Source organism: Companilactobacillus heilongjiangensis (assembly GCF_000831645.3).
In the GTDB taxonomy this organism is placed as follows: Bacteria; Bacillota; Bacilli; order Lactobacillales; family Lactobacillaceae; genus Companilactobacillus; species Companilactobacillus heilongjiangensis.
In genome coordinates, this window is record NZ_CP012559.1 from 1,585,917 (window position 1) to 1,610,029 (window position 24,113).

The following is a 24,113-nucleotide window of genomic DNA, read 5'->3' on the forward strand; positions in this document are numbered from 1 at the left end:
AATTTCTCCTTAAATAATTGCGTTTCGAATTGAGACACGGACTCCATCTGGGACGTAGGCTTTAACCTTTGTTCCAGCGGGAATTGTCAACCAACCCAAACCATAGATAACAATATCTGATTTCTCATGTGCTGAGAAAATTTGACTCTTGAACTTAGGGAATTCTGTAACATCAGTTGGTGGTGTCAAAATATCGCCTAAATGCTTTTCGTAAAATTCATCAGCATTGCTTGTCTTAGTTCTGTGAAGTGGCAAACCTTGTGTAACGTAGAATGTAGCGTTGGTTCTCTCATTTAGAAAATCAAATCTAGCTAATCCGGCAACAAAGATTGTCTGTTCATCACGCAATTGGAACGTTGCTGGACGTAGTGGTTTCTTTGGCGTCACAGTCTTTAAATCATTAGCGTTTAGAAAATGAGCTAGTTGGTAGCGGTGAATGATACCTGGTGTATCAATCAAGTTGTGCCCATCATCCAAAGGAATATCGATTTGATCTAAAGTAGTTCCTGGGAAACGTGAAGTTGTAATTAAATCTTTAACATCAGTCCGAGCACTAATAATTCGGTTAATCAAAGTTGATTTACCAGTATTAGTTGTTCCGACAACGTAAACATCCTTGCCATCACGGTATTTTTCAATCATATCCATCAATTTATCAACGTTAGTTCCCTTAACTGCGGAAACCATGATTTGATCAACTGACTTGATACCATTCTCTTTGCTCTTTTGTTGTAACCAGTTCAAAAGACGGTTTTGGTTAACTGAATTAGGCAACAAATCAACTTTATTACCAACGACCAAAATCTTCTTATCGCCAACAAAACGTTGCAAACCAGGGATAACACTACCTTCGTAATCGAAGATATCAACCACGTTGACTACCAATGCATCTTCATCAGAAATTGAATCCAACAACTTTAGAAAATCGTCGTCAGAAACGTCAACGTCAGTAATCTCGTTATAGTTACGCAATCTGAAACATCTTTTACAAAAGAGTTCCTTTTCTTCATCCGTACCATCGTCTTCGAGATACTTCTTTAAGGTTGAAGCTTGAACGTATCCAGGCTTATCTTTATCCTCTGTTTGAATCTGTGCACCACAACCCATGCAGTACAACTTTTCATCATTTTCTGTCATTTAATGATTCCTTCCAGTATAAATTTTTATCACGCTTTTGCATTGCTTTTAAAATTGGACGTTCAAAAAATCTATTAATACGGGTTTTCTTAGCATCTGTATCGACTAATGGTTTAACTAAGACAGTCTTTAATCCAGCCATATTTCCAGCTAGAACATCGGTCATAACTTGATCGCCGACAAACAAAATATTCTTAGGGTCGATACTTTCTTCTTTTACATGTTCCATGATCACGAATGGCAATGGTTTCACTGCACGAGCCACGATGCTGACGGGCAACTCACGGACAGCTTTTTCCACACGTTCATAACTGTTGTTAGAAACGATCATGACTTCTATATCATTTTGGGCCATTTGATTAAGCCATTTACGGAGTGATAAATCATATTCATTACTATTCCATGGCAAAAGTGTGTTGTCTAAATCTGTCATGATAGTCGTGATACCAAGTTCTCTTAAATCTTTAACTTCAATATCTGTGATCTTATCAAGCATAATATACGGTTTAAACATAAATTTAATCCTCATCTCTGCTAACTAATTAGTAAAAAAACGTAATTTGGGGTTATCCAAATTACGTTTTAAAAAATTAAGCTAAAGCTTTCTTAGCTGTATCTACTAAACTTGTGAATGCTTTAGGATCTTCAATAGCAACTTGAGCTAGCATCTTACGGTTGATGTCAACGTTAGCTAATTTCAAACCATGCATTAATTTGCTGTAGCTGATTTCATTCATTCTTGCAGCAGCGTTAATTCTAGCGATCCAGATCTTACGGAAGTCGCGTTTAACTTGACGACGATCACGGAATGCATAACGGTATGAAACCATAATTTGAGTATGTGCTGCTTTAAAAGTGATATGTTTTGAACCACGATATCCCTTAGCTAATTTTAAAACTTTCTTACGACGTTTGCGAGTTACTGTTCCACCTTTTACACGTGGCATAATGACTCCTCCTTTTGATTAAAAAAAATAAATAATTAGTATGTAGCTAACATTTGTTTGATACGTTTCATATCACTTGAGCTAACCATACCTGGTTTTGCCAATTGGCGACGTTGTTTCTTAGTCTTACCGTGGAAACGGTGACTTGTGTAAGCGTGCATTCTCTTCCAACCACCATTAGCAGTCTTCTTAAATCTCTTTGCTGATGCGCGGTGTGTCTTTTGTTTAGGCATTGGAAATCCCTCCACTATTTCTTCTTTTTGTTATCTTTTGCGTTAATTGGATCAAGCATTAAGAACATACTACGACCGTCCATTTTAGGCCTTGTTGTTACCGTAGCAACATCCTTGGTCTGTTCAGCAACACGGTCTAAGACTTCTTTACCTATCTCTTTATGAGTGATTGCTCTACCCTTAAAGCGAAGAGAGACTTTGACCTTATCACCTTTAGCCAAGAACTTGCGAGCATTATTAAGCTTTGTATTAAAGTCGTTTGCTTCAATAGTAGGACTCAATCGTACTTCCTTAAGACTAACAGTTTTCTGTTTTTTACGTGCTTCTCTATCTTTCTTTTGAAGATCAAACTTGTATTTACCATAGTCCATAATTCTGGCAACAGGTGGTTTAGCACCTGGTGACATTAGAACTAGGTCCATACTAGCTGCTTCAGCCAAACGTTGTGCCTCAGCTACTGGCTTAACACCAACTTGATCACCATTTTCAGAAATTAGTCGTACTTCTTTAGCACGTATTTGATCATTTATTAATAAATCTCTTGCTATGAGTAGTCACCTCCGGAGTAATTTGACCCACAAAAAAAGCGGGCTGCATAAGCATGCCCACTATAATTATCTACGTAATCGTATTAACCTAGAGGCAATTGCATAGGTGAGAAGCGGGCGCTTCTGCTTAATCTCAACAGTTATTAACTATACTAACAAAGTATCGGTTTGTCAATACATCAAAAGAACTTTGTTAAAATTGTTGAAAATTTCAATACATCTAATTTAGCATAATTTATAAACTAATACAAATGTTGGGGCCTCCAGGCGTAAGAAAATATAGTCCTGCTGTGTGGACCAGTCCGAGCCAAAGTTCGGTCTCGGACCTCGATTTTGAACCTCGCAAAGCCCCGCGAGTTTCAAAAGTCGTCCGTGGTGTAATTGCTAAAGCAATAACGCCACCTTCACTGCTGGACTATATTTTCTTACGCCCTCCGGCTTGTTTATCACTCTAGTTTAACTCATTAGTTCAAAACCTTTTAGAATTCATTATATTTAATCAAACTATCTACTGCACTCAATACTGTTGTTTCATTATTAGACAATGGTTCCCAACCTAAAATTCTTTTAGCTTTTTGATTGCTGACATTGCGATTCATACTCTTCATCAATTTTCCTTCTTTAGCAGTTTCGTTAAATAATGCCGCAATATTCATTATCCAGTCCGGTAACTTCTTGGAACTCACCTTGCTTGCTACTTGTGGACGTCTTTGCTGAATTAATGATACAATTTCTCGCATTGAAATTTGACCGTCCGCTGAGGCAATAAATCTTTGTCCGGCTGCTTCTGGTGTTTCCATTGCTCTGATTTGAATATCTGCTACATCTCTCACATCAACTACATTTAGTGGTAAATTGGGAATCCAACTCACTTTGCCTGATAACAAATTTTTCAAAAGGTCGAAACTTCCGGACACATGAGCATTTAACGCTGAACCGAAGATTGCTACTGGATTGACTGTCACTAGTTCCAAATTGACATCTGACTTATTCGCGTAATTCCAAGCTGCTTTCTCTGCCAAAAGTTTCGATTTCTCATAAATAGATAATCCTGGTTGATTCTCATCTGTCCAATCGTCTTCGGTGGTTACGCCTGACTTTTTACTAAAACCAACCGCTCCAAAGTTCGAAGTCATTACTACTCGTTTAACGCCACTTTCATTAGCCGCCTTTAGAATACGCATTGTTCCATCTAAAGCCGGGCGAATCGCATCCAATTCATTCTTGGGTTTATCGAAAAATACTGGTGAGGCAACGCTGAAGACTCCATCGCAATCCTGCATTGCTTCAATCCAATTATCGTCACTTGATAGATCTGCTTTGATAAATGATAGTTTTGAAAGATTTTTAGCATCATTAGCTTGTAAAACCTTTAGTATTCTTTTCTGGCCACTTTCCTTTCGAATGGTAGTTCTTACGTCGTAGCCTTTATTTAATAATTGTAGAATAACTTGCAAACCTACAAATCCCGTGCCACCAGTCACTAATACTTTTTTCATAAATGTGCTCCTTGCCATGTTGCATTTCTAATATTATTATCACTTTAAACCCTAAACCATGGTTTAGTGCAACACTTTTAAGGAGCATTTTTATGAAAAAAACATACACGATTAAAGAAGTCGCCGATTACTTCAACTTACCTATTTCAACTATTCGCTATTACGATAAGAAGGGACTCTTGCCTTTCGTTTCCAAAAATAAAGCTGGATATCGAGTTTTCTCAGAATCAGATTTTGGATTTATCAAAACTATCTGCTGTCTGAAAAACACTGGTATGCCAATTAAAGATATTCAAACTTATATTGGATTATGTATGCAAGGAACCAAAACAATTGATCAACGTAAACAGATGTTACAACAACATAAGCAAAACGTTTTAATACAACAACGGCTCTTAACTGAGAATCTGAAAGAAATTGATGTCAAAATTAATCGGTATGCATCCCCTGACTCTAAAAATATTATCAAGGCTCAAATCAAGTTTGTTAAAGACGAAAAAAAGGACCTAAAATTAAAAGATCCTTTTATATAGGAAGAAACTTATTAGAGAATTGATGCTAATTTGTCGTCTTTGAATTGTCTGCGTAGTCTTTTGCCGACAACACTTTTGGCTGGTACATCCTTCTGAATTTGTTCATAGATGGCTCTGATTTCTTCTGGGACGGTTTCACGACTAGTCTTGTAGTAATTGACAACACTGTGAGATAGCTTGGCGATAACTTCAAAATATACTTTGTCGTCATTGTTCCCCATTAATGGACGTGCACATTCCTCTACTACCTTTTTTAATTCAGAATTATTTTTGATTGCTTGGTTGTTATATGCGGCACCCAAGATTTTTATTAAATTATTACTTTTTTCATCCATAATATTATTTATGCCTTCTTTGATTTCACTCAAACCATATCTATTATAAGCACAAATGCAAGTTGGATGTAATATTTGGATTCTTTGGCACCTTTTATATTGGAAATTAAAAACTCGAAACAATCTGAAATGATTGCTTCGAGTTTTAGTTTAAATCGTTTTTTTATATAGGCAGTGGCTCTAAAACGAATTCCGACAGGGCAACTCCTTCCGCTTTTCATATTTAAGCAAATCACACGCAAACCCAGCGTGCAATTCACTTAAATACGAAAATGCTCGGGAGCTGACCGCCCTGTCTCCACTCTCTACTAGTCTTTATCAGTAACGTCTTTACGACTGTAGTTAGCAATATCGGCAACGACACTGTCAACGAACATCTTAGCGTTTTCTGATTCTGAATCTTCTTCACCATATTTTCTAACTGAAACTGTGGCGTTCTTTGTTTCGTCATCACCAACAACAACTGTATATGGAATCTTCATTGTTTGTGAATCACGAATCTTGTAACCCATCTTTTCATCACGGTCATCAACTTCGGCACGGATGTTCTTAGCACGTAGTTCTGCAAGAATTTCGTTTGCGTAGTCTGAGTGAAGTTTTTGGTTAACAGGAATAATACGTACTTGTTTTGGAGCTAACCATGTTGGGAAGGCACCTTTATAAATTTCAATTAGGTAAGCAATAAATCTTTCCATAGTTGAAACGATACCACGGTGAATCATAACTGGTCTGTGATCTTGTCCATCAGCACCAACGTATGTTAGTTGGAACTTCTCTGGTTGCATAAAGTCTAATTGGATTGTTGACAATGTTTCTTCATTACCTAGAGCTGTCTTTGTTTGAACATCAAGCTTTGGACCGTAGAATGCGGCTTCACCTTCAGCTTCGTAGTACTTAAGACCAAGATCATCCATAGCACCTTTAAGCATTGATTGTGACTTGTTCCACATTTCATCATCATCGAAGTACTTAGCAGTATTTGCTGGGTCACGGTAACTTAGACGGAATGTGTAATCGTTGATATCAAAGTCTTTGTAAACTTCAACCATCAATTGTAGTGTACGTTTGAATTCTTCTTGAATTTGGTCAAGAGCAACGAATGTGTGACCATCATTAAGTGTCATTTCACGAACACGTTGTAGTCCTGACAAAGCACCTGATTTTTCGTATCTGTGCATCATACCCAGTTCAGCGATACGTAGAGGTAGATCTCTGTATGAACGGTTGTGGTGGTTGTAAATTTGGATATGTGAAGGACAGTTCATAGGACGTAGTTCAAGCATTTCGCCATCACCCATGTCCATTGGTGGGAACATGTCTTCACGGTAGTGTTCCCAGTGACCTGAAGTCTTATATGCATTCAAGTTCATAAGGATTGGTGTGTAAACATGTTGGTAACCCCAAGCAACTTCCTTGTCGATGATATATCTTTCAATAACACGACGGATTGTAGCACCATTTGGCATCCAGTATGGAAGTCCGGCACCAACTTCTGGGTCAACGAAGAATAGGTCAAGGTCACGGCCAATTGTTCTGTGGTCACGTTCTTTAATTTCGGCACGACGTTTAAGATCAGCTTTTAAGCCATCTTCCTTGTAAAAGGCTGTACCATAAATTCTTTGTAACATTGGGTTACTTGACTTACCTTGCCAATAAGCACCGGCAACTGAAAGTAATTCGAAGTGTTTCAAAGATTTAAGGTTGTTAAGTACGGCATCATAACCGAAGTCAACAAATCCATCTAATGTGTATACAGGAATTTGAACTGATTCGATAGCATCAACCAATGACAACTTGTATGGATCGTCCTTGAACATTGCTTCAAGATCTTTCTTATCCATCATTGATCTTTCAATCTTATCGTTGTTCTTGATAATCTTGTTCATCAAAGCTGTGATTTCTTTTAGTTCATCAACACTGATTTGGCCTGATTTGCTATCAGTATCAACGTAAAAACCATCATCGTTAGCTTGTTTTTCACCGAAGTGAAGGTCTTCCTTGAAACTCTTAGCTGCAGCAGAGAATACTAAAGCAGCAGTGTTTCTTAGAACCTTTTGTGCATCTTCTTTATCTTCAGCTGAAATAATTTCAATCTTAGCATCTTGCTTGATTGGACTTTCAAGATCAACTAAAGTGTCGTTTAATTTACCAGCAACAGCTTTTTTGCCTAGTGATGTGCTAATTGACTTAGCAACGTCTAAGGTTGTAGTGCCTTCGTCAAACTCCTTAACTGAATCATCTGGGAATGTTAACTTGATTTTTGACATTGACTATTTTCCTCCTAAAATTTGATAACAAAAAAATACGTCCCTGAAGTATATCCATATATTTAAATATGCACATACTTCAGGGACGTATTTTATACGCGGTTCCACCCACTTTAAAACTGTATAACAAATAACAGTTTTCACTCATTTGGTTATAACGTAACCAACCATTATACAGTTTTATGTGAAAGTGGTAACTCCAGTAATGGGTAAGCTTTCAGTAATCGTACCCTCCCTGAATAGAACCGAAGTGTTATCTTTCATGGCTTTATTGAAACATTTATTTTTAAATATTGCAAGTTATTTTTCAAATCTTCTGTTTTGACCAGTCACAATAACTTCACGCGATAAGTACTTAACCCGCTCCATGATACGCTTGGCTTTAACAGGTTCTTCTTCGCCTCGTTGGTTGATAGAAAGGTGTTTTTCCAACTCTTTCATTGAAAAGTTTGATGAAAAGAACGTTGGCAAGTTTTCTTGCATACGGTACTGCAAAATAACTCCCAAAACTTCATCTCGAATCCAACTGGACATGGAGTCAGCTCCAATATCATCGAGCATGAGAATCTCAGCACCTTTAACTTTATTAACTTTTGCCAAAACAGTATTTGATCCAATTGAATTTTTCATTTCAACCGCAAAAGTTGGAAAATGCATCATTGTCGTGTGAACGTCATGCTTGAATAATTCATTGGCAATCGCACCAAGCAAATAAGTTTTACCAACCCCAAAATCTCCTGCCAAGTACAATCCGGGCACGAAACCTTTTTGATTCAAATAGTTGTCGATAAAATCGAGTGACTTGCCAAGTGCATCTTGACGACCATCCCCGTTGTAATCATCCAATTTGGCACTTCTAATGTCAGATGGCATATCCATCAAAACAAAGCCAGATTCGTACTGATTGCGTTTCTCACGATTTTGAGTTCTCTCATTAGGATAATAGGCCACTTCGATGTTGTGGTTGCTGACAGTCAATTTTGGATAATAGTCGCGTGACAATTCACTGGCATGATTTTTGTTATTGTAAAACTCATAAATGCTGGCAGCACTCGTCGAAATAGCATCGGGATTAATTTCATCGCTATTATCCTTCAAAAATTGTTGAACGTCTGGATCCTTCAAAGCACCGTTAAGAAGACGGCGATAATCCTCCGTCAAATTTTTTGAATTTAAATATTCTGCCAGTCTGTTACCTAAATTTTCCATGCTTAATTATCCTTATTTCTTAGTCTGTTTAAGCGATCTTGCATTTCGCTGTGACTATTTTGTTGGTTCTGATTATTTGGAACCTTTGCCTTGTACTTGCTCCAGTCAGTTGCCTGTTCCACTTTACGATTCTTATTGTTGTTATAACGACGCTTTGGATTACGAGGCTTTGTTTGAAAGTCATTGATTCTTTTCAAAGCTTGCTCTGGAGTTTGAATATTATTTTGTTGCCAATCATTAGCCATTGTTTCCATCAGTGGCGATGTTAACGTTGGTGAATTCTGCAAAATGTAATAAACCATAATATTCAAAACTGGTGCTGACAAATACGTCTTCATTGCCATATCACGCAATGCACGAGACTCGACGGTTCCAACGAACCCACCGCTCTTTTGCTTTTGATCTGCCAGAAAATCTGCTGGAGTCATCGTCTTGGCTTGTTGCAAAATCAACTGGTCGGCACGGTTCAAATTTGTCTCAGCGTCCTTAGGAGCCTCTTCAACGGTCGGAGCCTGCTGCTTAACTGAAATATTAGCATTCTTTTCAAAACGGTCCTGAACGGAGTGTTTCAAACGAACTGGATCAATTTTATTATTGACGATATCACAAGTCTTACCAATCAAATCAATCAAAACCATCTCATCTAAGCCATAAAAGGCATGCAAACTGAGAATCAACTCTTGGTTTTCCAAAAGGTTATCCGGATGAATTCGATACAACTGTTGAATTCGATCAGATATGAGTTCCCAATCCAATGGTTCAACTTCCTTAGCACTCAAAGTTGGTTTCTGAGCGCTGGCGGTTGATGTGAAATTATTCTGAGCATTCTTAACTTCAGTAGGCGTATTGATCAAATCACTATTGCTCAACTGGAAGACTTCCAAGAAATCTTTGGTGATTTCCTGCGAATTATTCAATATCAAGTCTGAATGAGCATATTTATCAGCTAATAAACGATACTTACTATCGCTAACTTGTTCATATAAGAAAATACTTAGCAAATCATCTTTGAAAAAGTCATCTGGTGACAATGGTTCAAACAGTTGATACACGTAGTATGGGCCAAGGTCATCCTTCTTTTCAAACGTCCGCAATAAGCCTAATGCTTCAGCTTTGATGCGTGCTTCGTAAAAACGTTTCAAATCAATTCCTAAAAGACTCAATAATTCAGCATGACTTTTACGTTGAGTTACTAATTCCTTATTAGGCAGTTTCTCCCACAACAAAAGATAGAGACTGAAAGCCTCTGTTCCTAAAATGGGCAAATATAAATCGGTTAAAACGTGGCGGTCATCGTCATTGAGATGACCATTGGGCAAACACCAATAGCCTACTAGTGGTGTAAACTTTTCTGATCCAAAATTACTTGTAGACACTGGCATCCCTCTTATTTCTTATCAATTTTATTTCCGTTTGCCATCATCTCTTGAACTTCTTTCATGAAACTATTCATGTCTTTAAATTCACGATAAACACTTGCAAAACGGATATAAGTTACATCATCAACCTTGGCTAAAATTTTCATGACATGCTCACCGATAATTTGTGAACCAATTTCACTCTCACCGTTAGCCCTGATTTCATTTTCAACCTTATCAACGATATCGTTCATTTGGTCCATAGTAACTGGACGTTTTTCGGCTGCCCGCACGATACCACGTAACAACTTCTCGCGACTGAATTCTTCACGATTACCATTCTTCTTGATAACCAAGAGTGGTGATTTCTCTAATCTTTCAAATGTTGTAAATCTGGTACCGCAGTTCTCGCATTCACGGCGTCTTCTAATAGCGCGTCCTTCATCGCTGGGACGACTATCAATAACTTTTGATGAATCATGATGACAATGTGGACAAATCAAAATTCCAACCTCTTTTCCAATTTAAAGTTGTGACATTAACTTTTCAAATTCCTGTTTAAGTTGCGTTAAATCTCCCGAATTATCAATGACAAAATCAGCACGGCGCTTCTTCTCGTCCATCGACATTTGAGAATTAATTCGATCAAGGGCAACCTTTTCAGTCAAATTATTTCGTTTCATAAGTCGAGCCAGTTGTATTTCTGGTCGCTCATAGAGACTAATAGTTCCATCGAAATAATCCTCATAGCCACCTTCAAATAGTAGCTGGATTTCAAAAATTGCGATTCTTTTACTGGTAGATTTCTTAATCAATGCAATCGTGTGTAAAATTTTCTCTTTAATTAAAGGCCGTGTGATGTGATTGAGTTTTTCCAATTCACCACTGTCACTAAAGACAATTGACCCTAATTTAGCTCGATTCAATGTTCCATCAGCATTTAAAACTTGTTCCCCAAATTGTTCGACAATCTGTTTTAAACCGATAGAATTGGGAATAACTACTTCACGAGCAAATGAATCAGCATCGAATATTATGAAACCATGATCCTTAAACATCTTCAAAACTGTTGATTTACCGGCAGCAATCCCACCAGTTAGTCCGTAAATTTTACTCATTTGATAACCTGACACTTAGGGCAGAAATGTGTTCCACGACCACCAACTTTGATTTTTTCAATGTCAGTTCCACAACGTGGACAAGGTGTCCCTTCCTTACCGTAAACTTTCAAACTATTTTGCATATTACCTTTGTGACCAGTTGCATCGACGTATGAACGAACCGTTGACCCACCTGAGGCAATAGCTTTTTCCATTTCTCCATTAGACACTTCGATAATATTTTGAATATCGGTATCGTTCAGATGATCGGCTGGAGTTTCAGGGTGAATCTTAACCTTCCACAAAACTTCATCAACATAAATGTTTCCCAAACCGCTCATCACTGACTGATCCAATAAGACAGTCTTAATATCCTTGCGATGGCGCATGATACGAGGCTTCAAATTGTTAAAGGTAAACGCAGCTGAAAGTGGCTCTGGCCCAAGTTTTTGAATCGACTTATTGTTCTCTAAATCGTCAGTATTCCACAGTTGCATCCGACCAAATTTTCGAACATCATTATAAATCATTTTTTGACCATTATCTAATGTAAAAATGGCATGTGAATGTTTGTCAATCGCGCTAGGGTCAGCTGAAATTTTGTAACGACCTTCCATACGTAAGTGACTGATAATCGTATACCCATTATCCAAATGAATCAACAAAAACTTCGCACGACGGCCAATATCGGTAATCGTTGTTCCTGTAACGAATTCTTTGAACTGGTCAACATCCCCAGTAATCAAATTTTGATAACGAATCTCGACATTGGTAATTTTTCGTCCCTTAACTTGGGAAATCAAACCACGTCTAACAGTTTCTACTTCTGGCATCTCTGGCATATTATTAACCTACTTTGCTTCATACCAAGTCTTACCGTGGGCAGTTTCAACTTTCAAAGGTACATCAAGTTTGACAGCTGAGTCCATCACGCTCGGTACTATTTTTTCTAAAGTTTTGATTTCAGATTTTGGAGCTTCAAAAATCATTTCATCATGTACTTGTAATAATAAATTAGCTTGCAGATTTTCTGCTTTAAGTTTCTTTTGCATATTGATCATGGCTACTTTAATAATATCGGCAGCACTACCCTGAATTGGTGTATTCATCGCCGTTCTTTGGGCAAAGTTTCTGATATTAAAGTTGCTTGAGTGAATATCTGGCAAATAACGACGACGGTGCATAATTGTTTCAACATAGCCGTTCTCTCGTGCATATTTAACAATATCATCCATATATTTCTTAACGCCAGGATATTGTTCAAAATACGATTCAATAAAAGCCGCCGCTTGTTTTCGACTGATACCGATATTTTGTGACAAACCATAATCACTAATTCCATAAACGATACCAAAATTAGTAGCCTTAGCTTGACGACGCATATTTGGTGTCACTTCATCCGTACTGTTCAAGCCAAAGATTCTCATAGCCGTATGGGCATGGATGTCGTAATCTTCCTTGAAGGCTTCTTGCATGTGTTCATCACCGGAAATGTGTGCTAAGACACGCAATTCAACTTGTGAATAATCGGCAGAGAAAATCTCCCAGTCTTCATGTTGCGGAACGAAAGCCTTTCTAATCTGCTTACCTTCATCAATTCGAATCGGAATATTTTGCAAATTAGGTTCTATTGATGACAAACGTCCAGTCTGTGTCAAAGTCTGTAAATAAATTGTGTGAATCTTGTTATCAGGTTGCACAAATTTTTGCAAGCCAACAACGTAAGTTGATTGAATCTTTGAAATTTGACGATAATCCAAAACCATTTGCACAACTGGTGACTTATCTTTCAATTTTTCCAAAACGTCAACTGAAGTTGAATAACCTGTCTTAGTTTTCTTAACAACTGGCAACTTCAAGTCTTCAAACAAGACGACACCCAATTGTTTAGGTGAATTGATGTTAAATTCTTTACCAGCTTCTTGGTAAATCTTTTTTTCAATTTCGGCTAAACGAGTCGCAAAACTGTTTTCCATTTCCTTCAATTTTGAAACTTCAACCGTGACACCCTTAATTTCCATATTAGCCAAAACAATAGACAATGGTAATTCAATCTCATCGTAGAGACTGTCTTGATCATTTTCTTTCAATTCAGCCAACATTTTGTCTTTCAAACTGTCGATAATCTGAGCTTTTTGAGCCAAGAAATTCAACAAAACATCGGTATCTTCGGGAACAGCCTTCTTAACGCCTTTGCCATAAAACTCTTCTTCTGAAGGTAAACTGAGATTATAATTCTTAGCCACCAAACCAATATCCTGCTTATTGTCATTGGTATCAAGCAAGTATGCCACCAACAACATATCAAAGCTAATACCATCCAAATCACAGCCATAACGATGCAATAACGCTATCGTCCGTTTGTTATCAAAGAGATACTTCTCTTTCGACTTATCAGATAACCAGGCCTTCAAGTCAGCATTTTCAAGGATTGAAACATCAGCTGTTCCGTAATAATTTTTACCATCAGAAATGGCAATTCCAACGATTGGTGCTAAATGATAATTCTCACCGAAACCTTCAACAATCAACGTTTGTGGCTCAGTATTTTGAACTATTTTTGCGATAGCTGCTTCATCCAAAGGTTGAACCTTGATATCTGCCAAAGCTTCAGAAGTATCTTCTTGAGGCACATCCAATCGATCAAGGAACGTCTTGAAATTCATCTTTTGATAAAACTGAATCAATTCTTCTTGATTATCACCGTGATATTCAAGATCACCGATTGTTAATTCAACAGGTGCTTCCAAATTGATAGTAGCTAATTTTTTACTCAAAAACGCCTTGTCTTTATCATTGATTAAATGCTCTTTTAACTTGCTTTTCTTCATTTCATCGACATGTTCATAAATGCCTTCAACACTGCCGTACTCATTGATTAGCTTGATAGCAGTCTTTTCACCGACTTTTTCAACTCCAGGATAATGATCCGAAGTATCACCCATCAAACCTTTCATATCGATAATTTGTTTAGGCGTTATACCTAACTTTTCTTGAACATGTTCCGGTGTATAAGCTTCTGTTTCTGTCACACCTTTGACATTAACTTTGACTGTAACTTTATCAGTCGTTAACTGAGTCAAATCCCGATCTCCGGTAATAATCGTCACATCCATGCCATCAGCTTCAGCCTTACGAGACATAGTTCCGATGATATCATCCGCCTCATAGTCGGGTAAGTCGTAAGTTTTAATACCACGATAACTCAACATTTCTTGAATCAATGGCAATTGTTCCATCAATTCTTGTGGAGTCTTGGCACGAGTACCTTTATAATCCTCAAACATCTTCGTTCTAAAGGTAGTCTTTCCAGCATCGAAGGCAACCAAAACATGAGTTGGCTTTTCATCTTTCAAGACCAACTCCAACATGTTGTTAAAGGCGTAAAGTGCGTTCGTATGAATGCCTTCGCCTGTGACAAACTTGTCTAGCACGTTGTGCATGGCAAAAAAGGCCCGAAATGACACACTATTTCCATCTATTAAAAGTAATTTTTTATTTTTTGACATATATTCTCCAATAAAACTGAAATTAACTAATTCTATTTTAACAAATACTGCTGTGTTGTAACAGATTAGCGGTGTTTATTATTTGTTTATCCGTCTCCAGAGATGAGAGTATTCATATGCTGCGCGGAACGGCCCGAGCCAAAGAACGGTCTCGAACCTCGGTTGAAGCCTTACCACAGACCGGTAAGTCTCCAACACGCCCGGTGGTGTAATGGCTAAAGCCATAACGCCACTTTCGCTGCATAAGAATACGCTCATCTCTTCCAACTAATTTATTTTTAATACAGAATAATCCATTACAATTTCGAATCATCTATACATTTAGAAAAAAATTCAATTTAAAAACAATAGCTACATCCTTAATTGATACGAACTGACTTCTTCAATGCATTAGCCGGAGAGCAAGATAGATTCACCCGCAGTGAAAGTTGTGTTGGAAAGGCGACTTTCCTTTCTTACACAACTGACGTATTTTGAGATTTGCGGTTTTTGCAAAGCTCAAAATCGAGGCTCGAGACCGCACTTTGGCTCGAACCGGTCTCACCGCGGACGAAATCTATCTTGCCCTCCGGCGGCAGTTTCTAAAACGTTAAAAAAAGTCCAGATTCTTTCCGAATCAAGACTTTCTGATTAATTATTTTGTTTTTCATATCTGAAATAAATATAGATTATTGATATCAATACTGATAATGATAGAACAGTTAAAATAATAAAGTCAATTTTAGCACCTGCAATTGTATTTAAGACTTCGTCATTTGTTCCACTAGTCAATGCCACCGCTGTAATTACAACTGATAAAACATTGGTACCAAGTGAACCCGCATACTGCTGCATCATGCTATAAAGTGAATTTTGATCTGACTTCTTGGGTCCCTTAACTTGAACGCTTCCGTCAGATAGCATGACTCCAAATCCCATGCTAAAGCCAATTCTAATTAATATGTAAATCCAAATTATCGCCACCATTGTTAGGCTTTCACTTTGTAACCAGAATAATCCGGAACCCACGGTAAGCAATAAGCCACTGATCAGTAATGGCGACCAAGCTCCTTTTTTATCATACATATAGCCAGCAACTGGGCCAAACGCTGCTCCCAATAATGAACCTGGCAACAACATTAATCCTGCTTGAGCAGAGTCTAATTTCAACGCTGTTTGAGCAAATATCGGTAAAACGAATGATAAACCGATATTGATGAATTGTAGGCTGAAATATCCAAACAATCTTAAACGCAAAACAGGAAGCTTTAAAATGGAAAAATCAATCAATTGGCGCTTGCTTTGATGATTATACCAAGCAAATAATCCGACAATTATAATTGAACCTAAAACCCAGAGTAAGAATTGGCTTGAAGTCCAGCCATAACGTCCCGCTTGGTCAAATGTAAATAGAATAACTGAAAAAATAATTGCTAAACCTAATACGCCAAAGTAATCAAACGAGATACCTTTCACGCCTCTAGCAGTCCCTCTGATAGTTAAAATTCCAATAATAAATAATAAAACAATCAATGGTAAGACGCCGATAAAGATTTCTCTCCATGTCCAAATTCTATTAATTACACCACCATAAGTTGGTCCTAAAGCTGGTGCCAATGAGATTACGACACCAGCCAATCCAGTATAAAGACCTAACTTCGATGAGGGAATTTCTTCAAAAATCAAGTTGAACATTAATGGTGTTGATAAACCAGTGGAAACAGCCTGCAACAAACGTCCTGCCATCAAAACTGGAAAATCTGGTGCTATCAAGCAAATTAATGAACCGATAAAACAACATGCCACTGCAAAAATAAAAATTTTCAACGGATTAAATTTCTTTAAAGCATACGCCGTCGTACTCATAACAATCGTTGTCAGCAATAAATAGCCCGTTGTCAACCATTGCACTGTTCCCAAACTGACTCCTAAAACCTTCACCAAAGTGGGAAATGTAACATTCATAGAAGTTTCAATTAAAATACCAGTAAATGACAATAAACCAACCGCTAGGATTGACAATTTCACACGTGTAGATACGGAATTATCCAAAAAGTTTTACCTCTTTTCATACAAAAAGGCCATGACAATTTGCTCTGTCATAGCCTAACCATTAACTATACTTTACTATTTTAAAAATTTTATTGCTAGCAAAAATATTAATATACTTTGACACCCTTTTTATAAACAGCTTTATCAAGTTGTTGAACAGCTTTAACATCAGCTAACGGATCAGCATCTAGAACTAAGAAATCAGCCACTTTACCTTCTTTGATTGAACCATAATCGTCATCGATTCCTAAAAGACGGGAGCTATTCTTGGTAGCTGAAAGTAAAGCTTCGGCATTAGTTGCACCCACATCTGTCAACAATTCCAGTTCCTTAGGAATATCGCTAAAACTATTGAATGGCGTACCAGCATCTGTCCCAAATGATAATTTAACTCCGGCTGGAATGGCAACTTTCATACGAGCATAAAATAGTTCTTTGAAACCTTTGGCTTTTTCAAGCATATACTCTGGCAATTTACCTTCACCATAAGCTGGAATCGAATATGTAGCAATAACAGTTGGTGTTAAGTAAATATCTGTTTTCTTGATCAATTCAATGTCATCATCAGTAATCAAGCAACCATGCTCAATCGAATCAACTCCCGCGACAATTGCATTATGAATACCCTTTGAACCCTCGGCATGGGCTGCTACAGTCATGTGTTTATTGTGAGCTTCTTCAACCACAGTATCCAATTCAGCCATCGAAAGTTCAGTATCATCAATCTTATCAGTGGCTGACATAACGCCACCAGTTGCCATAACTTTGATATTTTTAGCACCTAATTTAAACTCTTCACGCACGGCATGACGCATTTCATCAGGAGAATCAACGATATGACCCCAAGTGGTTTCACCATCAAGACCTTCAGTAAAATCAGCGTGACCACCAGTAATTGACATTGGACGACCAGATGCAACAATTTCCGTTCCACCAAGTTGTCCTTCTTCTTGCAAACGACGTAATTTAATATCGACATCGAAGGCACATCCGCAATCACGCACGTAAGTTACGCCAGCTTGAAGAGCTTCTTTTAAGTTATTCAACGCTGTGAAAGTTACTTCAGCTTCTGACAAATAATTCAACTTGTTAGTAATAGGATTCATCATCAAATGGACATGAGAATTGATCAATCCTGGCATGACATACTTGCCTTCCAAATCAACAACCTTTTCCACATCAGGAGCTGTATTGAAACCTAACTTAACAATCTTCCCTGACTCATCATCAACAATAAACCAAGCCTGTTTTTGAATCTGTGGTGTTTCACCATCGAATAAATTGAAGTTTTTATAAAGAGTTTGCATGAAAATGTGCCTCCTAGAGTGTTTTTTAGGTTGAGTGTCGTTCGAGGCTTCTCTCTCTGCATAACAGGTAAAATTTATAGTCCTAGAGACGGCAAATCTTCAACCTTTCGTTGAGTTTAAATTGAAATAGTTTTGAGGTCAAAATATATAAATTATATTTGGTATAATTATACTTTTTGTCTAATAACTACTTTATTAATTGCCATATTTCTGTGATAGTCGCAAACTTCGCGGTGTACTCAAAAACATTCTCACTAAATTTGAGGAGGTAGAAATATGACTTATCTATTATCTTTTACAGTCGTCATGATTTTCATATTAATTGGTGAATGGGCCTCTGCCGCCACTCGAGCTTTCGTCCCATCGATTTTTATTACTGCGGTTCTTTTCGCCATTGGTTTTTGGACCATTTTGCCAAAAAATATCGTCACCCAAGCTTCATATACTCCTCAATTCGTCAGTGTTGCCATGTCTCTTTTGCTAGTTCAAATGGGTAGTCTGATGGATTTGAAAGAATTAGCTAATCAGTGGAAAGCCGTCTGTATCGCCCTCTTGGGAGTTTCCGGAACCCTACTTTTCACACTTGTTATTGGATCATTTTTCTTCAATTGGAAAACAGTCGTCGCTGCCGTCCCTCCATTAACCGGTGGTATCGTTGCCGCTTTGTTAATGACCGATGGCTTGAAAGCTGCCGGAATCACGTCACTAGTAGCTTTGCCAGTTTCAATGTTTATCATGCACTCAATGATTGGCTATCCACTAACCGCCGTCTTGCTACGTAAAGAAGGCAAACGTCTATCAGTTAAATATCACAACGAAAAAGACGACCCCAATTCCGAGGTCGCCAAAATTATTAAAAAACATAACATGTCTGAATCATCAACTAAACGAATGCTAAAATTACCAGATCAATTTCAAACCCCAGTTTTCATCATCACCAGAGTTGCCTTAATCGCCCTACTTGGTAACTGGATAGCAAGCCTAACGCATGGAGCAGTCAACGCTAACGTTCTCTGCTTAATCTTCGGTGTTATCGCCCACCAATTAGGATTCATCGAAACCAATGCCTTAGACAAAGCCAAAGTATTCAACTGGCTAATGTATGGCTTGTTATCTTACATTTTTGCACAATTAAGCTTAACAACACCAGCCATTATTGGAAAAATCATCGTTCAAATTATCGTCTTAATTCTACTAGGAATCTTGGGAATGTTCGTGGCTTCATTCATCCTCGCAAAACCATTTGGAATGAGCCGTGAAATGGCCTTCGCTTGTTCATTAACAGCCCTATTCGGATTCCCAGCCGACTTCATTTTAACAACTGAAATTTGCCAAACAGTCGCTCAAAGTAACGACGAAGAAGCCTATCTAACCGAATCAATCCTACCAAAGATGTTAGTCGGTGGCTTTGCGACAGTATCAGTAGCTTCAGTTATTATCGCATCAGTATTCCTTAAGTTACTTTAAATATTCCGTCTCCAGAGCTGGGAAATATTCTCAAGCCGTGCGGAACGGTCCGAGCCAAAGTACGGTCTCGAACCTCGGTTTGAAGCCTTGACAAATCCCGTCAAGTCTCCAAACACGCCCGGTGGTATAAGTACGAGAGGTTCTCTCGTACTTATACCACTACCACGGCACACAAATATTTCCCAGCTCTTCCGACTAATCAATTGTTATAAATTGTATGCATGAATTTTCAGATATTTTTATACTTAGCTTATTTTTCAATACTAAATTAGAATTGATGCAAATATTTGTAATAAATTATCAACATACATTATATTTAACAACAAATACCTATGAATTCAAAAATACTCTAGCCGGAGGGGACGAGTAATAAAGACCTGCTGTGCAAGTGTTGTTATGGCTTTAGCCATTACAACACCGACGTATTTTGAAATTCGAGCGATTTTCTCGGAGTTCAAAATCGAGGTTCGAGACCTTGGCTCGAACCGGTCGCATAGCGGGCTTTATCACTCGTCCCCTCCGGCGGCAATATATATATATAAATAAATAACCAGCCATCATATAAGATAGCTGGTTATATTTTTTTATTGTTGATTAGGATTCAAAGTGCTTAATAATTGTTCATAAGCAGTTTCATACTTTTGAACATCTCCAGCACCCATGAAAATCATCACAGTATTGTGATAATCCAATAATGGTGATAGGTCATCAAGTGTAATAACTTGTCCACCCTTATGAATCTTGTCGCCAAGATCTTTACTTGTAATATCACCGTGGGCTTCACGAATTGAACCGAAGATGTTAGTCAAGTAAACTTCATCTGCCAAATCAAGTGACTTAGCAAAGTCGTCCATCAAGGCAAGAGTTCTTGTATAAGTATGTGGTTGGAAGACAGCAACAATCTTTTTGTCAGGATATTTTTGTCTAGCAGCATCAATCGTAGCTTTGATTTCTTGTGGATGGTGAGCATAGTCATCAATGATAACCTGATCAGCAACTTTCTTTTCACTGAAACGTCTCTTAACACCACTGAATGTTTGTAATTCACGGTTGATCAAAGCATGGTCAAGTTTTTCCATGTGACCGACTCCGATGACAGCAAGTGAATTAAGAACATTGTGTTCACCGAACAATGGAACTTGGAAATTACCAATATCTTCGCCATTAATAGTTACATCGAATGATGAACCTTTAACAGTACGTTTGATATTTGTAGCACGGATATAGTCAGATTCGTTCAAACCATATGTGTAAATTGGAGCATCAGCTTTGATAGTCTTAGCATGTGCATCTTCACCCCAGATGAAGATACCCTTCTTAGTCTTTCTAGCTTCTGACTCAAATGCATCAACAACATCGTTGATTCCACCGAAGAAATAATCGGGGTGATCAAAGTCGATATTAGTAATGATTAAGTAATCTGGTGAGTAAGCTAAGAAGTGACGACGATATTCATCAGCTTCAAAAACGAAGAACTTAGCGTCTTTGATACCTTTACCAGTACCATCACCGATCAAGTATGAAGTCTTAGCAATACCACTTAAAGTATGTGCCAAAAGTCCAGTTGTACTTGTCTTACCATGTGAACCAGCGATACCGATTGATGTATAACCGTCAACTAATTTACCAACTAATTCAGGATATGTAATAACTGATAAATGCATATCATTAGCTTTTTTAATTTCTACTTGGTCATCACTAAAAGCGTTTCCTTTAACGATAGTCAAACCTTCGTGAATGTTATCTGCATCGAAAGGTAAGATTTTAATGCCTGCTTGTTCAAGACCACGTTGAGTAAATGTATATTTATCAATATCTGATCCTTGAACTTCATATCCGAGGTCCTTCAAAATAAGTGCTAAAGCACTCATACCAGTACCTTTAATTCCAACAAAATGATAGACTGTATTTTCCATAATAACTCCTAATCGAACAAATTCTTTGCTGCTTCAAAATCAAATGCTTGGCCAGCTGTACCATTATCAAGTACAAGGATACCACGTTTTTGTGGTGCATTAGGAATACCAAGTTCCCTAGCAGAACAAATCATACCAAAACTGTCGACACCACGTAATTCACCAGGCCAGATTTCGGCTCCTGTTGGCATTACCGCACCGGGCAAAGCAACAACAACTAATTGACCTTGATCAATATTTGGGGCACCACAAACGATTTGAACTGGTTTGTCCAAACCAACATCAGTCTGTGTAATATGCAAATGATCTGAATCAGGGTGTTCCTTCATTTCTTCAACATGTCCAATAACGAATTTAGGACTATTGTCAGTCACTAATTTATCAGAAAAACCGGCTTTAGCAATGGCACTATTTAAAATGTCTACTTGCTTGTCGTCAAGAAATACTTGACCAGATTCATTTTGGATACCTAGTTCTTCACCAAGTCCAAAAATGTTGAAACCGATTAGAGCATCATTTTCTGTGTTAAAAATACGTACTACATTGTCTTTTTGAGTTGTCTCTTGAGCTGCAACATCTTCCGCTGTCTCAACTAATAAGACGTCCCCTAAAACATCTGGATTATAAAAGCTTAATAGCAAGTTTTTTCCCTCACTTGATTAAATTATTTTTTAATTAACATGCAGTGTTTATAAATATGCCGTCTCCAAATCTGCTAGTATTCCCCTGCTGTGCGGAACGGCCCGAGCCAAAGTTCGGTCTCGAACCTCGGTTTGAATCCTTGCAAGAAACGCAAGTATCCAAACACGTCCGGTGGTGTAAGAGCTAAAGCTCTAACGCCACTTCCACTGCGAGTAAATACTATCAGATTTTCCGACTAGTTGGTTCTGATACTAATAAACTGATTATAGGAATATTTATTCACCATGTTTGAATGCATACTTAAAAACCAACATTTCAAATTTTACACCAAATCAATTAAAAATAACCATAACCAGTCGAAAGAGCTGAGAAATATTTCTCAGCTCTAGACATGACATATTCAAAAATATGTACTATTTACTCAGATACCGATTACCAATCCATTAAAAGTATTTAAAACCAACATAAACAAATACCTTTTACATTTAAATACTAACAATAAATTAGTCGGAAGAGCTGGGAAATATTTGTGTGCCGTGGTTCGAGACCCGCTTTTTGGCTCGAACCGTTCCGCACAGCTTGAGAATATTTCCCAGCTCTGTAGACGGGATATTTAACTAGTACTTTTAGTGTTCTATTTGTTAATCACGCCGTTAATAAAGGTCTCAACTTCTTGTTTCGTTTTTCGATCTTTATTTACTAGTCTACCAATTTCTTTGCCATTTTCAATAATAACAAAGCTAGGAATTCCCATAATGCCTAATTCTTGAGCAATTTCCATATTATCATCACGGTTGAAACTGATCCAGTTGAAATCAGAATACTCTTGTTCTAGCTCTGGCAATTTAGGTTCGATAAATTTGCAGTCTGGGCACCAGTCGGCATGGAAAAATAGAATGTGTTTGCCTTCTTTAGTTACTTCGTGCCAGTCTTTTACGCCATAGTCTTCAAATGTCTTCATAATATTTCACCTCTCCAATAAGATACTTTTTATTTGTTAAACGGTCAATTAAGTGCTCTTGGGTATTAGATTGATATATAATAGTGGTAATATATCAGTAAATCGAAATCAAGGAGTGATTTTTATGAGTAAAAAAGGTATCCGTTCATTAATCGTTGCTGGTACTGTACTTGCTGCATCTGCAGCCGCTACAGTCTTAGTAAAACACCATCTAGATAGCGAGAAAATTATCAATAAAGTTAAGTCCGTTTTGGGCGAAGATAGCAAAGTAATCGGTTCATGGGTTGAACCATTTTACCAAAGAGTTGACGTCAATGGTCGTGCAACTTGGGGAATCGTCGGTGGCGTAACCACTATGGACGAATTCGACGTTGCCCAATATCACTTCATCGCCGACGCTATTACAGGTGAACTATTAAACATTAAAAAAGTACAGTAATCAAATAAAAATTAATTTTTAAATTGGGCTTTCAGGTAATTAATCCTGAAGCCTTTTTTTGAGAACTTTTCTTCATACTCAGTTTCGATGTTATTTGAATTTAGACCCTCATTGTTATGCAAGTCCAAAGAGATTTCATCGAATTTCATTCCGTAGTTGTTCATACTGATCAATGAGTATTCAAACAATCCTTGGTTATCGGTCTTGAATTGCAAGTAACCATCATCTTTTAAAATGTATTGGTATCGCTTCAAGAATGATTTGTAAGTCAAACGGCGTTTTTCGTGACGTGTCTTTGGCCATGGATCAGAAAAGTTCAAGTAAACTCCGTCCACTTCACTTTCAGCAAAGTATTCAGATAAATCAGCACCATTAGCTAGCAACAATTGCAAGTTGGGTAATTTTAACTCAACTTGCTTTTTTAGTACCAAAGCAATGGCCCCTTCTTGAACTTCCATCGCAATGTAGTTATTTTGAGGGTTTTGTTTGGCCAATTCCGTGATAAATCTACCTTTACCAGAACCAACTTCGATAAATAAAGGTTGTTTTTTAGCAAAACGGTCTTGCCACTTGCCTTGCATGTTTTCAGGTTGAATGGCAATCATATCAAGGTTGTCATTGATCATATCTTTAGCCCAAGGCTTATTTCTTAATCGCATAAATATTAATTCTCTC

23 protein-coding genes are annotated in these 24,113 nt (G+C 37.7%); 3 read left to right on the forward strand and 20 right to left on the reverse strand.

The genetic code is table 11. The annotated features are described in order from the left end of the window. Positions 1-9: 9 nt before the first annotated feature. The 6 genes from yqeH to JP39_RS07275 form a co-directional block, all read right to left on the reverse strand. Positions 10-1,137: a ribosome biogenesis GTPase YqeH gene (gene yqeH, locus JP39_RS07250; protein ID WP_041499550.1), complete on the reverse strand. Its 1,128-nt coding sequence runs from the start codon at positions 1,135-1,137 to the stop codon at positions 10-12. Beyond that, positions 1,124-1,651 carry a YqeG family HAD IIIA-type phosphatase gene (locus JP39_RS07255; RefSeq protein WP_041499549.1) on the reverse strand — a complete coding sequence of 176 codons (528 nt, stop codon included), beginning with the start codon at positions 1,649-1,651 and terminating at the stop codon, positions 1,124-1,126. Before JP39_RS07255 ends, yqeH begins: the two co-directional genes overlap by 14 nt. A 76-nt stretch (positions 1,652-1,727) precedes the next feature. After that, positions 1,728-2,084, reverse strand: coding sequence for a 50S ribosomal protein L20 (gene rplT / locus JP39_RS07260; RefSeq protein ID WP_041499548.1), 357 nt, complete (start codon positions 2,082-2,084; stop codon positions 1,728-1,730). Positions 2,085-2,119: 35 nt separating this feature from the next. Continuing rightward, positions 2,120-2,317, reverse strand: coding sequence for a 50S ribosomal protein L35 (gene rpmI / locus JP39_RS07265; protein WP_025084493.1), 198 nt, complete (start codon positions 2,315-2,317; stop codon positions 2,120-2,122). Between the two features lie 14 nt (positions 2,318-2,331). Continuing rightward, positions 2,332-2,865 (reverse strand): translation initiation factor IF-3, encoded by a 534-nt coding sequence (gene infC / locus JP39_RS07270; RefSeq protein WP_041499547.1) that lies wholly within the window; start codon positions 2,863-2,865, stop codon positions 2,332-2,334. Between the two features lie 479 nt (positions 2,866-3,344). After that, positions 3,345-4,364, reverse strand: coding sequence for an SDR family oxidoreductase (locus JP39_RS07275; protein ID WP_041499544.1), 1,020 nt, complete (start codon positions 4,362-4,364; stop codon positions 3,345-3,347). 92 nt (positions 4,365-4,456) lie between these two features. Here JP39_RS07275 and JP39_RS07280 point away from each other — a divergent pair, with 92 nt between their 5' ends. Further along, a complete protein-coding gene (locus tag JP39_RS07280) occupies positions 4,457-4,897 on the forward strand; it encodes a MerR family transcriptional regulator (protein WP_041499542.1) in 441 nt (146 codons plus the stop codon). 11 nt (positions 4,898-4,908) lie between these two features. Here the strand turns inward: JP39_RS07280 and JP39_RS07285 are convergent, their stop codons facing one another. From JP39_RS07285 to JP39_RS07330, 10 genes are all read right to left on the reverse strand, one after another. Continuing rightward, the gene (locus JP39_RS07285; protein WP_041499541.1) at positions 4,909-5,232 is read right to left on the reverse strand and encodes a bacteriocin immunity family protein; all 324 of its coding nucleotides are present in this window, start codon (positions 5,230-5,232) and stop codon (positions 4,909-4,911) included. A gap of 308 nt (positions 5,233-5,540) precedes the next feature. Next, complete coding sequence (gene thrS / locus JP39_RS07290) at positions 5,541-7,499, reverse strand: threonine--tRNA ligase (RefSeq protein ID WP_041499540.1); 1,959 nt, start codon at positions 7,497-7,499, stop codon at positions 5,541-5,543. A 300-nt stretch (positions 7,500-7,799) separates the two neighbouring features. Continuing rightward, entirely contained in the window at positions 7,800-8,708 is a 909-nt protein-coding gene (gene dnaI, locus JP39_RS07295) for a primosomal protein DnaI (RefSeq protein WP_041499539.1), read from the reverse strand. A 2-nt stretch (positions 8,709-8,710) separates the two neighbouring features. Then, positions 8,711-10,084 (reverse strand): DnaD domain protein, encoded by a 1,374-nt coding sequence (locus JP39_RS07300; RefSeq protein WP_048698888.1) that lies wholly within the window; start codon positions 10,082-10,084, stop codon positions 8,711-8,713. 11 nt (positions 10,085-10,095) lie between these two features. Then, the gene (nrdR, locus tag JP39_RS07305; protein ID WP_041499537.1) at positions 10,096-10,569 is read right to left on the reverse strand and encodes a transcriptional regulator NrdR; all 474 of its coding nucleotides are present in this window, start codon (positions 10,567-10,569) and stop codon (positions 10,096-10,098) included. A gap of 21 nt (positions 10,570-10,590) precedes the next feature. After that, complete coding sequence (gene coaE, locus JP39_RS07310; RefSeq protein WP_041499536.1) at positions 10,591-11,184, reverse strand: dephospho-CoA kinase; 594 nt, start codon at positions 11,182-11,184, stop codon at positions 10,591-10,593. Then, positions 11,181-12,008: a DNA-formamidopyrimidine glycosylase gene (mutM, locus tag JP39_RS07315; protein WP_041499535.1), complete on the reverse strand. Its 828-nt coding sequence runs from the start codon at positions 12,006-12,008 to the stop codon at positions 11,181-11,183. The genes coaE and mutM overlap by 4 nt, the downstream gene beginning before the upstream one ends. Before the next feature lie 9 nt (positions 12,009-12,017). Further along, positions 12,018-14,675, reverse strand: a complete 2,658-nt coding sequence (gene polA / locus JP39_RS07320) for a DNA polymerase I (protein ID WP_041499533.1) — start codon at positions 14,673-14,675, stop codon at positions 12,018-12,020. 630 nt (positions 14,676-15,305) lie between these two features. Continuing rightward, the gene (locus tag JP39_RS07325; RefSeq protein WP_041499532.1) at positions 15,306-16,706 is read right to left on the reverse strand and encodes an MFS transporter; all 1,401 of its coding nucleotides are present in this window, start codon (positions 16,704-16,706) and stop codon (positions 15,306-15,308) included. A 107-nt stretch (positions 16,707-16,813) separates the two neighbouring features. Beyond that, on the reverse strand, positions 16,814-18,013 hold the full coding sequence (locus tag JP39_RS07330; RefSeq protein ID WP_041499531.1) for a metal-dependent hydrolase family protein: 1,200 nt from the start codon (positions 18,011-18,013) through the stop codon (positions 16,814-16,816). A 276-nt stretch (positions 18,014-18,289) separates the two neighbouring features. On the opposite strand from JP39_RS07330, the gene JP39_RS07335 reads away from it, so the two are divergent. Next, positions 18,290-19,480: a hypothetical protein gene (locus tag JP39_RS07335; protein ID WP_041499530.1), complete on the forward strand. Its 1,191-nt coding sequence runs from the start codon at positions 18,290-18,292 to the stop codon at positions 19,478-19,480. Positions 19,481-20,064: 584 nt separating this feature from the next. Here the strand turns inward: JP39_RS07335 and murC are convergent. From murC to JP39_RS07350, 3 genes are all read right to left on the reverse strand, one after another. Next, the gene (gene murC / locus JP39_RS07340; RefSeq protein ID WP_041499529.1) at positions 20,065-21,396 is read right to left on the reverse strand and encodes a UDP-N-acetylmuramate--L-alanine ligase; all 1,332 of its coding nucleotides are present in this window, start codon (positions 21,394-21,396) and stop codon (positions 20,065-20,067) included. Positions 21,397-21,404: 8 nt separating this feature from the next. Beyond that, on the reverse strand, positions 21,405-22,037 hold the full coding sequence (gene ytpR / locus JP39_RS07345) for a YtpR family tRNA-binding protein (protein WP_041499528.1): 633 nt from the start codon (positions 22,035-22,037) through the stop codon (positions 21,405-21,407). Between the two features lie 635 nt (positions 22,038-22,672). Continuing rightward, positions 22,673-22,999 carry a thioredoxin family protein gene (locus JP39_RS07350; protein WP_041499527.1) on the reverse strand — a complete coding sequence of 109 codons (327 nt, stop codon included), beginning with the start codon at positions 22,997-22,999 and terminating at the stop codon, positions 22,673-22,675. A gap of 124 nt (positions 23,000-23,123) precedes the next feature. On the opposite strand from JP39_RS07350, the gene JP39_RS07355 reads away from it, so the two are divergent. Further along, on the forward strand, positions 23,124-23,438 hold the full coding sequence (locus tag JP39_RS07355) for a hypothetical protein (protein WP_053856738.1): 315 nt from the start codon (positions 23,124-23,126) through the stop codon (positions 23,436-23,438). 11 nt (positions 23,439-23,449) lie between these two features. Here the strand turns inward: JP39_RS07355 and trmB are convergent, their stop codons facing one another. Then, positions 23,450-24,097, reverse strand: coding sequence for a tRNA (guanosine(46)-N7)-methyltransferase TrmB (gene trmB / locus JP39_RS07360; RefSeq protein WP_041499524.1), 648 nt, complete (start codon positions 24,095-24,097; stop codon positions 23,450-23,452). Between the last annotated feature and the right edge of the window lie 16 nt (positions 24,098-24,113).

What these genes read in the sequence shown, in the direction of transcription:
- rpmI (WP_025084493.1), bottom strand. Translation starts at nt 2,317, where the DNA reads ATGCCTAAACAAAAGACACACCGCGCATCAGCAAAGAGATTTAAGAAG.
- polA (WP_041499533.1), bottom strand. Translation starts at nt 14,675, where the DNA reads ATGTCAAAAAATAAAAAATTACTTTTAATAGATGGAAATAGTGTGTCA.
- dnaI (WP_041499539.1), bottom strand. Translation starts at nt 8,708, where the DNA reads ATGGAAAATTTAGGTAACAGACTGGCAGAATATTTAAATTCAAAAAAT.
- JP39_RS07350 (WP_041499527.1), bottom strand. Translation starts at nt 22,999, where the DNA reads ATGAAGACATTTGAAGACTATGGCGTAAAAGACTGGCACGAAGTAACT.
- thrS (WP_041499540.1), bottom strand. Translation starts at nt 7,499, where the DNA reads ATGTCAAAAATCAAGTTAACATTCCCAGATGATTCAGTTAAGGAGTTT.
- rplT (WP_041499548.1), bottom strand. Translation starts at nt 2,084, where the DNA reads ATGCCACGTGTAAAAGGTGGAACAGTAACTCGCAAACGTCGTAAGAAA.
- trmB (WP_041499524.1), bottom strand. Translation starts at nt 24,097, where the DNA reads ATGCGATTAAGAAATAAGCCTTGGGCTAAAGATATGATCAATGACAAC.
- JP39_RS07335 (WP_041499530.1), top strand. Translation starts at nt 18,290, where the DNA reads ATGACTTATCTATTATCTTTTACAGTCGTCATGATTTTCATATTAATT.
- JP39_RS07355 (WP_053856738.1), top strand. Translation starts at nt 23,124, where the DNA reads ATGAGTAAAAAAGGTATCCGTTCATTAATCGTTGCTGGTACTGTACTT.
- JP39_RS07275 (WP_041499544.1), bottom strand. Translation starts at nt 4,364, where the DNA reads ATGAAAAAAGTATTAGTGACTGGTGGCACGGGATTTGTAGGTTTGCAA.
- mutM (WP_041499535.1), bottom strand. Translation starts at nt 12,008, where the DNA reads ATGCCAGAGATGCCAGAAGTAGAAACTGTTAGACGTGGTTTGATTTCC.
- yqeH (WP_041499550.1), bottom strand. Translation starts at nt 1,137, where the DNA reads ATGACAGAAAATGATGAAAAGTTGTACTGCATGGGTTGTGGTGCACAG.
- JP39_RS07280 (WP_041499542.1), top strand. Translation starts at nt 4,457, where the DNA reads ATGAAAAAAACATACACGATTAAAGAAGTCGCCGATTACTTCAACTTA.
- JP39_RS07285 (WP_041499541.1), bottom strand. Translation starts at nt 5,232, where the DNA reads ATGGATGAAAAAAGTAATAATTTAATAAAAATCTTGGGTGCCGCATAT.
- JP39_RS07330 (WP_041499531.1), bottom strand. Translation starts at nt 18,013, where the DNA reads ATGCAAACTCTTTATAAAAACTTCAATTTATTCGATGGTGAAACACCA.
- JP39_RS07255 (WP_041499549.1), bottom strand. Translation starts at nt 1,651, where the DNA reads ATGTTTAAACCGTATATTATGCTTGATAAGATCACAGATATTGAAGTT.
- coaE (WP_041499536.1), bottom strand. Translation starts at nt 11,184, where the DNA reads ATGAGTAAAATTTACGGACTAACTGGTGGGATTGCTGCCGGTAAATCA.
- murC (WP_041499529.1), bottom strand. Translation starts at nt 21,396, where the DNA reads ATGGAAAATACAGTCTATCATTTTGTTGGAATTAAAGGTACTGGTATG.